The organism is Streptococcus sanguinis (assembly GCF_050222175.1).
GTDB classification, from domain to species: Bacteria; Bacillota; Bacilli; order Lactobacillales; family Streptococcaceae; genus Streptococcus; species Streptococcus sanguinis_M.
On record NZ_CP071420.1, the window covers coordinates 1668877 to 1683219 of the forward strand.

Annotated in this window: 12 protein-coding genes; 1 reads left to right on the plus strand and 11 read right to left on the minus strand. The window is 41.5% G+C overall.

Translation table 11 applies throughout. From position 1 onward, the window contains the following. From J1C91_RS08160 to J1C91_RS08185, 6 genes are all read right to left on the minus strand, one after another. Complete coding sequence (locus tag J1C91_RS08160; RefSeq protein WP_002910270.1) at positions 1-534, minus strand: isoprenylcysteine carboxyl methyltransferase family protein; 534 nt, start codon at positions 532-534, stop codon at positions 1-3. A gap of 183 nt (positions 535-717) precedes the next feature. Further along, positions 718-1464 (minus strand): DeoR/GlpR family DNA-binding transcription regulator, encoded by a 747-nt coding sequence (locus J1C91_RS08165; RefSeq protein WP_002900848.1) that lies wholly within the window; start codon positions 1462-1464, stop codon positions 718-720. A 264-nt stretch (positions 1465-1728) separates the two neighbouring features. Continuing rightward, a complete protein-coding gene (locus J1C91_RS08170; protein WP_002910271.1) occupies positions 1729-3204 on the minus strand; it encodes a PTS galactitol transporter subunit IIC in 1476 nt (491 codons plus the stop codon). 31 nt (positions 3205-3235) lie between these two features. After that, entirely contained in the window at positions 3236-3541 is a 306-nt protein-coding gene (locus tag J1C91_RS08175) for a PTS sugar transporter subunit IIB (protein WP_009659841.1), read from the minus strand. Between the two features lie 20 nt (positions 3542-3561). Further along, the gene (locus tag J1C91_RS08180; RefSeq protein WP_002921872.1) at positions 3562-4038 is read right to left on the minus strand and encodes a PTS sugar transporter subunit IIA; all 477 of its coding nucleotides are present in this window, start codon (positions 4036-4038) and stop codon (positions 3562-3564) included. A 344-nt stretch (positions 4039-4382) separates the two neighbouring features. Continuing rightward, the gene (locus J1C91_RS08185; RefSeq protein WP_002912002.1) at positions 4383-5954 is read right to left on the minus strand and encodes a DEAD/DEAH box helicase; all 1572 of its coding nucleotides are present in this window, start codon (positions 5952-5954) and stop codon (positions 4383-4385) included. A gap of 357 nt (positions 5955-6311) precedes the next feature. Here J1C91_RS08185 and J1C91_RS08190 point away from each other — a divergent pair, with 357 nt between their 5' ends. Next, a complete protein-coding gene (locus tag J1C91_RS08190; RefSeq protein WP_048771556.1) occupies positions 6312-6710 on the plus strand; it encodes a hypothetical protein in 399 nt (132 codons plus the stop codon). 24 nt (positions 6711-6734) lie between these two features. On the opposite strand, the gene icd is transcribed toward J1C91_RS08190, so the two are convergent. The 5 genes from icd to J1C91_RS08215 all read right to left on the minus strand — a co-directional run bounded on the left by icd (position 6735) and on the right by J1C91_RS08215 (position 14338). Then, positions 6735-7949, minus strand: a complete 1215-nt coding sequence (gene icd, locus J1C91_RS08195; protein WP_048771552.1) for an NADP-dependent isocitrate dehydrogenase — start codon at positions 7947-7949, stop codon at positions 6735-6737. Further along, entirely contained in the window at positions 7936-9054 is a 1119-nt protein-coding gene (locus tag J1C91_RS08200; RefSeq protein ID WP_002917522.1) for a citrate synthase, read from the minus strand. The genes icd and J1C91_RS08200 overlap by 14 nt, the downstream gene beginning before the upstream one ends. 2 nt (positions 9055-9056) lie before the next feature. After that, positions 9057-11720, minus strand: coding sequence for an aconitate hydratase AcnA (gene acnA / locus J1C91_RS08205; RefSeq protein WP_002910279.1), 2664 nt, complete (start codon positions 11718-11720; stop codon positions 9057-9059). Between the two features lie 211 nt (positions 11721-11931). Then, a complete protein-coding gene (locus J1C91_RS08210) occupies positions 11932-12840 on the minus strand; it encodes a magnesium transporter CorA family protein (RefSeq protein ID WP_002896103.1) in 909 nt (302 codons plus the stop codon). 97 nt (positions 12841-12937) lie between these two features. Further along, positions 12938-14338 (minus strand): hypothetical protein, encoded by a 1401-nt coding sequence (locus tag J1C91_RS08215; protein ID WP_125439126.1) that lies wholly within the window; start codon positions 14336-14338, stop codon positions 12938-12940. Positions 14339-14343: the final 5 nt, after the last annotated feature.

Consider the following 14343-nt stretch of genomic DNA (forward strand, 5'->3'; position numbering starts at 1 on the left):
TTATTCACCAGCAATGCCATTTGGAATGATAACTTCCTTGAGTAACTGCTCTTCTTCCTTGATACGAACGTAAAGGGTGATACAGTAAATCGGGAAGAGGATGAAAAGAGCAAAGTAGGCATGACTGAGCAGGGCCAAGCCCACCAATTCTGGTACAACATTCAGGAAATAATTAGGATGTTTGACATTGCGAAAGAGCCAGTGGTCAACAAACTTATGATCCTTAACCAGCATTAGCTTGATGGTCCAAACTGGTCCCAAGAGCTTAGCAACAAGGTAGAGCATAAACATAGAAAAGAGCAACAAGACAGCGCCCAATAGACTCACAAAGTCAAAAGCTGGCTTTTTCAGGATCAACTCCAGAAAGCAGACCGCGTAAAAAAGCATGTGTAGGTACTTCATGATAGTTGAGTTTTTCACCCCGTACTCCATGCCACCCTTGGCCAGAATATCCTGCTCATTCTGAGAGGATTTCCTCAAAAACACCAAACGAAAAAGCGACACAGCCGCAAAAATCACTATATTGATTGTCATAAGACCTCCTAAAATTTAATAATATATTTTATTATATAAGGAATTCCGCAGCAAAGTCAAGACTGTTGTTTACAAAAATCGACCAAGATATAAAAAAGCTGCGACTAGAATTTCTAGACAAAATCCCAGTCACAGCATCTATAAATTATTCATTTGAGCTAGGTTTCTCTCATCGGTCAGACATCACAAAATTTCAATATAGGTGCTGTATTTTTCCTTGACTTTCGGAGCGATATTGTCGTCCGTCACAACTGCACTGAGGTTGTCCAGCCGGTAAAAAGAATAGAAAGAATAGCTGTCAAACTTGCTGTTATCGGCTACAATGTATTTGCTGATGGCATTGTTAAGGATAATCGCGTCGCCGTTGCCTTCCTCTTCATTGCTGGTCGTAACATTATGACCGTCAATACCATTCGCCCCAATAAAAGCCTTAGAAACCTTGATTTCTTTCAAAAGATTATTGGCAAACTGACCGACAAAGGTTTGAGTCTTAGCCCGATAGCGTCCGCCAATCAGAATTAAATCTAAATTGGCTCTTTCTTTTAACTTTTCAAAAATTGGTAGCGAATTGGTGACGATGCTGATATTTTTGCCATCCAAATAGTCTCCTATAAAATCCGTTGTGGTGCCTGACCCAATAAAGACCGTATCCCCGTCAACAATCAAATCCGCACATTTACGGGCAATCTGCTTCTTCTCCTCAACATTCAGCATTTGCTTTTCTGAGTGAGAAATCTCGTTGAGAGCATTTTTGACCTTCTTATGGGCTCCGCCATGAACTCGGGTCAGCATGCCCTGCTTCTCCAAATCAATCAAATCCCGACGGATGGTCATATCCGTGACGCCTAGCATTTCTTTGAGATTTTTGACAGCAACCACACCTGTTTGATCCAGTTCTTGCAGAATGATTCTATGTCTACTTTCTTTCATTTTACATTCTCCTTTTGCTCCTGAATTTCTTACAGACTCACCTTCACCTTATTATACAACAGTTCCAGCATATAAACAAAGATTTGTGAATTTTTTTATTTTAAATAGCTTATATGTTGAATTTAAATCTATAAATTAGTTAATTAGTACTATTTAATCTGTTCTACAACAAGAAAACTAGACTTTATCTATATCAGCCTAGTTTTCTTCGCTTGACTATTTGTTTTTATGGCTTACTTTATATCTTATTCTAGCCACAAGCTTTTATTTTTCCTTTGCAGCGTAGGCTTCGTTACGTTTGATCATTTGTTTTCTATACCAAGCAAAGATTCCTACATAAGCTCCCAAGAAGATAACTGCACCGATGATTGCTTTAATATCACCAGTTGTAGTATTACCGATAGTCCAGCCTAGCAGCTTCTCAATCGGTCCTTCTAGCGTAGAGTGAGTGATTAATTGCGATTTGCTGACTCCTTCAGGGAAGGCACCAACACCTTTAGCAAGTTCTGTTGCGAATGGTGCAATCAGAGTTCCTGACAACAGGAAGAGCGGGAGCAAAAGACTTCCAAACACAATCATACGTAAGAGTTTGCCACGTGTAACTACCAAGAGCGCTGGAGTTACGCCCATTGCAATGATACCAGCCAATGGTAGAATACCATTCCCTACTTTAGAAAGAAGAACTGCTTCAATCAGCATGATTGGTGCAAGTACGTTAGCACAAGCCCAGATTTCAGCACGACCTGCAATAAAAGGCCAGTCCAAACCGATATTAAATTTACGGCCTTGTAGACGTTTTGTAGCAACGTTTGTAATACCTTGTGAAAGTGGTTCTACAGCTGCAATGAACCATGAACCAATCAATGAGAACAATTCCAAGCAGACACCGGCAGTCAAACCTAGAGTCAACCAACCTTTAATGACTAATTGCCAAGTATTTGCATCTTCTGCACCTGCTACAGGGTGTGGAGTTCCCATAAAACCAATGACCACCCCGAGAAGGAAACCGATAAAGAACTTAGAGCCCCAGAAACCAATCTTTTTATTCAGAGCCGCAGCATCAAAGTCATACTTATCTAACCAAGGGAAAAATTTATCAAAAATCTTATCCAAAACCATGATGACAGGATTCATCATATAGTTCATGTGAGTAGACGTCATCGGAGATGAACTTGGTGCATTCAAAAGATCATCAAATGTTGGCTTCATCAAGTCTGAGTTGATGATTTTCAAAACACCGACTAGGACAACTGCTGCAGTCGCAATCAGTAGTGATACAGCTGGACTCACATGATTGTTATCCGCATACCACTTAATTAGTAGTCCGGTGATGGACAAGTGCCAAATATCAAAGATGTCAACATCCAGTGTATCTGTCTTTTTCATAACCAGCATAACGACATTGACAATCAGCATGATAAGCAAGAAGTACAAGGTCCATGGAGAACCCCAAGTAATCGTTGCTAAAGGAGCCCAGCCAACATCTGTGATGTTAAGCTGAATGCCTGTATTTTCAACGAATTTTGCAAGTGAAGCTGAGAAAGCTCCATTCAGCATACCGATGATGGCCCCGATACCCGTCAAAGCAATGGCTAGCTTAATACCACCCTCCAAAGCTTTAGAAAATTTCACACCAAATAACAGAGCCAAGACAGTCAAGATAATCAGCATGACTATCGGGCCGCCCATTTTTATAATGGGATCAAAGAACTTATTCGCTATATCAATAATAGCATTCATAACAAAACCTCCTGGTTTAACCTTTTATAACCTAACTTAGACCATGCTCTTTAATGGCCGCTTCAATATTGTCATACACCGGAGCACTCATAGCTGGGATACGGAAGAGAATCGGTCCTGCTTCAATAACAGGAATTTCTGGTGTGAAGCCCAAATCTGTTGCTGCAATCGGTGTAAAGATATCGTATCCTTGAATTAAATCTTCATTGACATCCTTGACCATTACTGCATCACAATGAACATCATAACCGCGGTTTGACAACTCTTCCTCAAGGGCACTTTTGATTTGGTGGCTGGAATTCACACCAGCTCCACAGGCAGCTAAAATTTTAATCATGGTAAAAACCTCCATTTTATTTATTTGATGACTGTTGAAATATAGTGAAACAACTCTTCTTCAGTGCTACATTTAGCTAGCTCAGCTAAATTACCTTGGCTAGTGAAGAAGTCCATAAGCTGTGCCAAAATGTTAGTTTGACTTGAGCTAGAATGGTTAATAATAAAGAATAAAAGAGAGACTGAAACTGTCTGTGCAGGTGCAATCATATTGTGGAAAGTCACAGGCTGTTCCAACTTAACCACAACCACATTCTCTGTTAAGTTGTGCTCAATGTCTGTATGGGGAATGGCTACATTTGGCAAGTCTTTGCCTAAAAACTCCATATCCAATCCAGTTGGAAAAGATTGCTCTCTTTTTATCAGAGCCTCTTTATAAGAAGGCTTGACAATTTTTCTCTCTTCCAGTAAATCAGCTACCTGATAAAATAACTCTTCTTGACTTTTTGCAGTTAGACAAAAAACTAACTCTTTATCAAACAATTGAGAAAGCTCCATTATTACCTCACCTTGTTTCTTTTTGTTTGTAAATTCATTATATCATTATGATATAATATAGTCAATAGCTTATTATATATTTTTTATAAATTATTTGTTTACAATAATTAATAAATCGTGTACTATTTTGTTTGATTTGATAACCAAGTAACTAAATTACACTTTATGTACTTTTTGCTTATAAGATTTCTCACAAAAAACGCCACAAGATTGTGGCGCCTTTTATCATAAAATACTTAAATGTTCCAATCAAATTTTTTTACAAAAGACGAGTATAATAGCATTAACATCTCATCAAAAGAAAAAACTATGATACATATTTGATGTATCATAGTTCTAACTTTTTATTTATCACCCTTGTTACGGATAACAAAGCCGGTTTTCTTCTCGCTAGAAGTATTGCGTGGCTTCTTATGGTCCTTGCGGTAGCGATTTTCTTTGTCAAAACGCTCGTCTTTGCGACCTTTCTTAAATTGATCGCGGCGGCCACCTCGGTCACGGCGATTGTCATTGCTGCGACGGTTGCTATTTCCGCCACGACTGCCCTTGCCTTTTCCGCCAAAGCCACCGCCAGACGGTTTAAATGGCAGTGGTTTTTCACGGGCAATTTCTACTTCAGGAAGGGCATCTGGATCTTGCACCGTCAAGCTGAGGATATACATAGCCAGCTCTTCTGGGCTGAATTCTGCTGCCAGCTTACGAGCATCCTTGCCAAATTTCTCAAAGTTAGAACGGATGCTTTCATCCGCAAAATCGCGTTCAATCTTCTTAAGGGCAACTTTTTTCTTAGCTTGGAAAGCTTCCTCTGCAGTCGCTGGCTTAAGGCCTTTCATACGCTTCTTGGTCAGATTTTCGATGATCTGCAGATAGCCCATTTCATTTGGCGCTACGAAAGTGATAGACTGACCTGACTTACCAGCACGACCAGTCCGACCAATCCGGTGAACATAGCTTTCTGGATCCTGCGGAATGTCGTAGTTGTAGACATGGGTCACACCAGAAATGTCCAATCCACGCGCGGCCACATCTGTCGCCACCAAGACATCCAGATTGCCATTTTTAAAGTCACGCAGGACGCGGAGGCGCTTGCCTTGGTCCAAATCACCATGGATCCCCTCTGCTCGGAAACCGCGGATTTTCAGACCGCGAGTCAGCTCATCCACCCGGCGCTTGGTCCGGCCAAAGACGATAGACAGCTCTGGCTGCTCCACGTCCATCAGGCGAGTCATGGTATCAAATTTTTCATTTTCTTTGACACGGATATAATACTGATCCACCAGCTCCGTTGTCAGCTCTTTAGCAGCAATCTTGACATGCTCAGGCTCTTTCATAAACTTGACACCGATACGCTTGATAGCATCCGGCATGGTCGCTGAAAAGAGCAAAGTCTGACGTTCTTCTGGCACACGTGAAATGATAGACTCAATGTCTTCCAAAAAGCCCATGTTAAGCATTTCATCCGCTTCGTCCAAAATCAAAGTTTCAATCTGATTCAGCTTAAGCGCCTTGCGTTTGATTAAATCCAAGAGACGACCAGGTGTTCCTACGACGATATGAGCACCAGATTTGAGGGCCTTGATTTGCTTTTCGATACTGGAGCCACCGTAGACAGAACGCACCTTGACCCCCTTGCTGCGGCCAAAACGGAAAAGCTCTTCCTGACTCTGCACGGCCAATTCACGGGTTGGAGCGATAATCAATGCTTGGACAGCAGGATTATCTGTATCAATCTTCTCTAGAGTTGGAAAGCCAAAGGCTGCTGTCTTTCCTGTCCCTGTCTGGGCCTGACCAATGACATCCTTACCGGCCATAGCAAGCGGAATCGTCTGCTCTTGAATAGGGCTTGCTTCTACAAAGCCAGCTTTTTCAATCTCTGCTAGTAATTCAGCAGATAAATGTAATTCATTAAATTTCAATGTTCTTCTTCTTTCTAAAGGTGGTGCGAAGCCACCTTATAAGGCTTTTGATACTCAACTATCGAAACATACCAAGTGCTTTTCTCTTGCTAAATCTCGATTTTCTGAGAGTATTCGCTCTTCTCTTCATAAATATGGTCTCTCAAGTCCAGGCACTAAAAAAGCGCCGACTCGGTCGCTAGTTCCCACTGAATAGAAAAACTGTATTTCTGCAACTAACCTAGTATACCACAAAAGCACCTAAAAAGATAGAACTTGACTGTAAAATATTTTATTAGAGATTTCTTTTGTAAAAAATGAAAACTTGAAAATCATTTTCAAAAACATTATAATCTACAAAGAAGAAAGGAGACAGGTATGAATAAATTTTTACGAGTGATTTTCATTTTACTAATCTTAGCTATGCTGAGCGCAGCTATGATCCAGATTTTCCAGCCCCAGCTCTTGGGCAATGAGTCCATCTATGGTCTAGCTCCCTACTGGCAGCGGGAAATTGGTTTCTGGAATCTGGCTATTCTGCCTTTAGTCATTGCCGCCAACATAAAGTATGATTGGTTTTATCTACGGATGACCCTGCTAGCACTGATTCTGGGTGGGCTGGGCTTTGGCACCAACCATCTGCTAGGCTATCTGGAAAAGGCGAATCAAGCCAATCTACTGGGCTGGATTGAAAATTACCTACTAGTCTTCTGCTGGATAATTGGCTGGGGACTGGAATATCGAAAAAGACAAAAAAGTGATGAAGAGGCTGTCTAGATAGGCAGATTCTTCATCATTTTTTCATTGTGGATACTTTTCTATATTAGCTAGCAGCTCCTCAGCAAATTGACTAGTGGTCAAGGCTGCTACTCCTTCCAGCTGACTGGCAAAATCCCCTGTCACTTTTTGCTCAAAGAGAGCCTTCTCAATGGCCTTAGTCAGGAGATGAGAGACCTCCGGCCAACCAATGTAATCAAAGAGCATAGCCCCTGATAAGAGAAGAGAAGAAGGATTAGCCCTGTTTTGACCCGCTATATCTGGTGCCGTTCCGTGAGTAGCTTCAAAAATAGCATGACCAGTCTCGTAATTGATATTGGCCCCTGGAGCGATACCAATCCCGCCCACCTGAGCAGCCAAAGCATCGCTGGCATAGTCACCATTTAGATTGGTCAAGGCGACAACATCAAATTTCTCTGGATAGAGCAGAATCTGCTGCAGAAAATTATCAGCAATGACATCCTGAATGATTAGTTTTCCAGAAGCCAGCTCGTCCGCATACTCTCTTTGAGCTAGTTCATAGCCCCATTTCCGAAAACCACCCTCTGTAAATTTCTGGATATTGCCCTTGTGAACCAGAGTTACCCGGCTCAGTCCTTTGGCTAGGGCATAGTCAACAGCCGCCCGTATCAGCCTCTCACTGCCCTGCTTAGAGATTGGCTTGATCCCAATAGCAGAGCTTTCTGGGAAGCAAATCTTGTCAACCTGCATATCCTCCTGCAGGAAAGCGATAACTTTTTTGACTGCATCCGTTCCACTCTCCCACTCAATCCCTGCATAGATGTCTTCTGTATTTTCCCGAAAAATCGTGATATCTGTCTTCTCGGGGTGCTTGAGCGGACTGGGAACTCCCTTGAAATAACGAACCGGCCGCAGGCAGGCATAGAGATCCAATTCCTGTCTCAGGGCCACATTCAGCGAACGGATTCCTTCTCCGACTGGAGTTTCTAAGGGACCCTTAATAGCCACCAGACAATCCTTAATCGTTGCCAGCGTTTCATCCGGTAGCCAGTCACCTGTCTGGTCTGCTGCTTTTTTCCCAGCCAAAACTTCCTTCCAAACAACCTTTCTCTGGCCGCCATAAGTATTTTCCACTGCCTTATCAAAGACCAGCTGGGCATTTTTCCAGATATCCACTCCAATCCCGTCTCCTTGGATGTAAGGAATAATAGGAGCATCTGGCACCTGCAACCGCCCTTTCTCAAACAAAATCTTATCTGCCATTTTATCTCCTTCCAATGGGAAGATACTCCAAACCTTGAGCACCAATATAGTTAGAACGTGGCCGAATCAGCTTATTGTTCTTGCGCTGTTCCTGAATATGAGCAATCCAGCCAGCCACCCGACTCATAGCAAAAATCAAGGTGTAGATACTGCTGTCAATGCCCAACACATGGTAAACCGTAGCCGAATAAAAATCGACATTCGGTATCAGATGCTTGGTATGCTTCATATAGGCTTCAATTTCCTCTGAAAGCTGATACCAGACCTCGTCCTTGGTTCCCTGTGTCAAGTCCTTGGCCATTTGACGCAGGTATTTTTCACGCGGATCTTGAGTCTTGTAAACTCGATGGCCAAAACCCATAATCTTCTCGTGAGAGGCCAGCTTACGGTCTAGGTAGGCCTGGCAATCCCCTTCCTCTCTGATTTCTTTCAGCATATCAAAGACACATTCGTTAGCGCCACCATGAAGGGAGCCCTTGAGTGCTCCAACAGCTGCTGTCACGCAGGAATAAATATCGGTCAAGGTTGAAGCGCAGACTCGAGCCGCAAAGGTTGAAGCATTGAGTTCATGATCGGCATGGAGCACCAAGGCGCAGTTAAAGGCTTTGACTTCAAGCTCACTAGCCTCTTCTCCCTTTAGCATATAGAGGAAATTGGCCGCAAAACCTAAATCCTCCCGCGGCTCTATCGGAGTCTGACCCGACCTCAGTCTGGCAAAAGCCGCAATAATAGTCGGCATCTTTGCCATAAGCTGGATGCTCTGCTCATAGGTAGCTTCTAGAGATGCTTCCTCAGCATGGACATTATAAACACCCAAAAGACTGACCGTTGAGCGCAAGACACTCATGGGATGAAGGTGCTTGCGGGACTGGATAAGGATGCACTGCTCCACCGCATCGCTAATGGCATAATTAGCTCGCAGATCTTCTTCAAAATGCTTGAGCTCAATTTGAGTCGGTAAATGCAAATGCCACAGCAGGTAAATCACCTCTTCAAAACTTGCATGGTGCTCTACCAATTCAGAAATATTGTAACCCGCATAAGACAAAGAATCATCCACAATCTGGCTAATTCTGGTATCACAGGCAATGGTATCTTTCAAACCGTCCGTCTGACTCATGCTCACACCTCCTCTAATTTCTTTCTAACGACCATGGGTAAAATCCCCCCATTTTCATAGTAACGGATATCCGCTTCTGCATCAAAACGCAGCCGAGCTTGAAAAGCTATTTCTTCAGCGCCTTTACGCGCTACCACGTCAACTAGCTGGCCAACTTGAGGGTTCTGTGGCAGGTTGATGTCGAAAGTCTCCTTACCTGTTAAGCCCAGACTATCCGCATTTTCACCCTCTAGATACTGCAGAGGAAGAATCCCCATCATGACCAGATTGGACCGATGAATGCGCTCAAAACTCTCTGCCAGCACCACCTTGACACCCAAAAGATTGGCCCCCTTAGCTGCCCAATCACGACTGGAACCCATACCGTAGTCTTTGCCAGCTAGGACAATGGTATCAATTTGCTCTTCCTTGTAGCGCATGGCCGCCTCATAAATAGACAGCAACTCCCCTTTATAATCTGTGTAACCACCAATCTTTCCATCCGCCAATTCATTTTTTATCCGAATATTGGCAAAAGTCCCCCTCATCATGACCTCATGATTGCCCCGACGGCTGCCATAGGAATTAAACTCTTGGTAATCCACTCCGTGCTCCATCAAATAGGAAGCTGCAGGGCTGTTTCTGGCAATATTTCCTGCTGGGGAGATATGGTCTGTCGTCACCGTATCCCCAAATTTTGCCAGCACCGCAAGATTTTTCAGTGGCTGAATGGCTAAATCATCAGCTAAGCCATCAAAGTAAGGTGGATTTTGAATATAGGTCGAAGCCTGATTCCACTGATAATTCTGAGAAGAGGCTGTCGGAATCTGATTCCATTTTTCATTGTCATCAAACACATGGGCATATTCTTTTTCAAAAAGCTGGCGCGTCACATATTTTTGAACATAGTCAGCAACCAAGTCGTGCTCCGGCATCAAATCCATCAAATAGACTGGCTGCCCTTTTTGATCATAACCCAACGGCTCACTAGTCAGATCGATATTGGTATTTCCAGCCAGAGCATAGGCAACTACCAAGGGCGGACTAGCTAGGAAATTAGCCTTGACCAGTGGGTTGATCCGACCTTCAAAATTGCGATTGCCTGAAAGAACAGCACTAGCCAGCAAGTCAGTATCCGTAATTGCCTGAGCCACTTCTGGTCGGAGATCTCCTGAATTTCCAATACAAGTGGTGCAGCCATAGCCGACAAGATTGAAACCAAGCTGATCCAGATAGGACTGAAGACCACTCTTCTTGAGATAGCCTGTGACCACCTTGCTGCCCGGAGCTAATGAAGTCTTGACAGTCTTTGAAACGCGTAAGCCTTTTTCTACTGCGTTCTTGGCTAAAAGTCCTGCCGCCATCAAGACATAGGGATTAGATGTATTGGTACAGCTAGTAATGGCAGCGATGGCCACATGGCCTGTCTTAATCGTCTCCTCATGATCAGAAAATTGAACCACTGCTGACTTTTCCAGCTCGCTCTCATCTAGACCAAAGCCTCGGACCCCTGCTTCTCTGACTAAACTAGCTTGAAACTCCTCTTTAGCAGTTGTTAATTCAATCAAATCCTGGGGTCGCTTGGGTCCTGAGATACTCGGCACAATGCTGGACAAATCAATTTCAACTACCTTGGTATAGTTCGGCTCAACCTTTTCATCATAGAAGAGGTGATTTTTTTGAGCATAGAGACGGGTCAGCTCGATATGATCTTCTGACCGATTGGTCAGACGCATGTAATTGAGCGTTTCCTCATCTATCGGAAAATAACCACAGGTAGCCCCGTATTCCGGCGCCATATTAGCCACTGTTGCCCGGTCAGCCAGACTTAGATTAGACAAACCAGGCCCAAAGAACTCGACAAATTTGCCAACAACATTTTCCTGCCGCAAGATTTGCGTGACCTTTAAAGCCAAATCCGTCGCTGTCGCAATCTTAGGTAGCTTGCCCAAGAGGCGAACACCAATCACCTCAGGAACTGGGAAATAGGAAGCTTCACCTAGCATGGCAGCCTCAGCCTCAATCCCACCGACTCCCCAGCCCAGAACACCGATCCCATTAATCATTGTCGTATGACTGTCCGTCCCAAACATACTGTCTGGATAGAGTTGGCCATCCTTTTCAATGATGACATCACTGAGAAATTCGATATTAACCTGATGGATAATCCCAGTAGCAGGGGGAACCGCTCGGTAATTATCAAACGATTTTTCTGCCCACTTGAGAAATTCGTAGCGCTCATTGTTACGGACAAACTCTTGATTCATATTGGCCTCTAGAGCTGTGTCACAGCCATAAAAGTCCACCTGAACACTGTGGTCAATGACTAGATCAACCGGAATCTCTGGATTAATCTGATCAGCCTGACCTCCCTGTCCGACAATCGCATCGCGCATACTAGCCAAATCCACCACGACAGGAACACCTGTAAAATCCTGGAGAATGACTCGACTAGGCTTAAAAGGCACTTCTCCGCTTGGTGATTTAGCTTGATAATGTATCAAAGAGATAATGTTATCTTTTGTTACGTCAATACCATCTTCCTTACGGAGAACACTTTCTAATAATATTCGTATAGAATAAGGAAGCCCTTCTATATTCCCTCCTAGTGCATCTGAGGCTTTTTCAAGGTCTGTATATTGGTATAATTTACCTTTGTAATTTAAATCGTTTAGGTATTCTGCCATATTTCTACCCCTCACTTATTTTAAATTGTTTTATATTATACTTTATTATGAAATTTTATGCAATAATAATTATAATTTTTATGTTATATTTTATTACATAAAACAACAGTTTTTTAAATATAGACCAACTGTACCAATCATTTTCTTTCCAAAGCAAGAAAAAACAAGCACCATTCTCGATGCTTGTCATAGGGAAAATAATTTCAAATGTTTACTTCTTGTTGGCTAACCATTTAAGAAGCTTGGTCAGAAGTCCCCAGATGATTAGACTAATGACAACAATATAAATCCAGGCATTTTTATCATTTGACAAGGGCAGAGGAACATTCATACCAAAGAAACCCGTGATAACTGCGAGTACTGCTAGAAGAACAGAAATAATGGTCAATACCGTCAAATTGTCATTCAGATTGTTGTTCAGGATGTTATTGTAGGAGCCAGAGAGCTGGCTGAGAACTTGAGCAATCAGATCGGTCATGGAGACGAGCTGACGAGCCTCAATCATAGCATCCTCAAACTGCTCGGTTTCTAATTCATCAAAACGGCGATAAATGCCATGACTTTTGATATGCTCTAGGAGCATGCGATTCTGCTTAGCTGCAGCAACTAGATAGACCATAGAAGTTTCCAAGTCTGACAGGGCAAAAAGATGCTTTTTGGTAGTGGTCTGACGCAGGAGAGCATTAATCTCATCCTTGCGCTTGTCCATCCGCTCAACAACCGGATAGTAAGAATTGGAGATCAACTCTAGACTAGCAAAGAGAAACTTATAGACCGATACTGGCTCATGACGCTCAGTATAAGACTTCATCATATCGACAACATAGGCATTATCCTGGTTGCTGATCGTAATGAGCCGTCTCTGTTGCACCACAAAGGTCATAGGAATCGTCTCATAATGTTCCTTATCTGTCGCTAGATCAAGGACATTGTAGATAAAGACAACAGTTCCATTCTCACGATTGTAGTCCATGTGAGCCCGCTCGTTCTTATCCAGCGCATACTCGATGGTCTCTTTATCAATTTCATAATCCTGATAAATCCTGGCATTCTTTTTGAAACTATCTGAGTCAATGTTGATCCAGACAGACTGATCTTTTAGTTTTCTTTCCAGAAACATGGAGCTCCTTTCTATTATTTTTTTATTTAACGAAAACTACTTTCTCTTCCTCTAACTTCTTTGAAGCTAAGATTTTTATCAATAAATATGATAGTTTTTAAAGCGATTGAAATCCTTTTCTTTGTATATTAGCTGCCAAACTATTTTTTATCGATTGCAATAAATCACTATTTACTGAAAAAAGCATTTCTTTATCCTCAAAATAATCCCTGCTTTCATCTTGAATTGGAATTGTCCTAAATTGTGACAAATCCAAAATCAAAAACACATCAAAGCACTCTCCATTAGCTTTAAATTCAAATTTTGGAGACAAAAATATTGACTGTGGTAAGCATTTAAAGTTTAATTCACCATTTGCTTTTATTGAATAAACCAAAGCTTTATTTTTTTCTCCTTGGGTTAGTTCATTCGTAAGAGTTGTAAAAACATTTTTCATTAAAGACTCTGAAATAACCATTCCTGGAATCACTCTATAAAAATTTCTTTTATTTTGGGCTACATCACACTCTGGACTGATTTCAAGACCTACCGTTTTGAAGTAATCATTCTCTGTTTTATTTTGATTTGCAATTTCTATGAATTGCCCTCTTAGTTCATTATTTTTAATGATATTATCATCAAGGAAAGAAGAGCTAGGCATTGAAAACACTTGCCCTATACGACTAGGATTATCTATTGTATTAATATTCAGCCAACTATTTACTCGTGCAGAATTAACTTCATAATTGTCTTCTGAGGAAATTTCACTAAAACGATCCTCACTTAGCTTGATATCTTCTATTTTATGATTTAAATACGATGAAAAAACAGTATTTAAACTTTGGTATGCAGCAACTATTAACTGTTCATTTCCCACATTTCTTGAAAACTGTTCCAAATTAATATGAGATAATAAGTGTACTAACTGTTTTGCACTCATCCCTTGACCAACATCAGAAGTTTTCTTTATTAATTTCTGACTTGTTAACAATATTTTATTTTCCCAGCTTGAATAGAATTCTAGTAGCTCTATGCCACTTACCATTTCTTCTAGTTCTCTTTGAAACTCTTCCACTCTATCGCTGTTGAATTTATAACCATCAACTTCTGTTTCAAAGTAATCTGCTTTATTTAGACATTTGATCTCTAAAGGTTTTAAATGAGGATATGTTACGTATATTTTTTCCATATCATTATTGAACTCTTGAGCATCATTCTTATTCTTACTCCAAAGTAAAATAAAATACGGGCCGTTATCTTCGTCTATAATTCTTGTTAAATTTGCAGCTATTGTAGAAACTTGACTAGCGCTACCTGTGGTCCCCTCAGTTAAATTGTAATCTAAAAAAACTAGTCTTGTCGCTTCTTTCTCAATGCTTTTTAACGGTAAATTTTCATACTTTCCGTCATAGTATCGAAAAGACTTATTATTTTTTGATAAAAGTTTAATTAATGGTTCTGCTTCCGTATATTGATCATCTAAAATTACAATAGATCCATTATTAGGCAAATTAATCATATCCT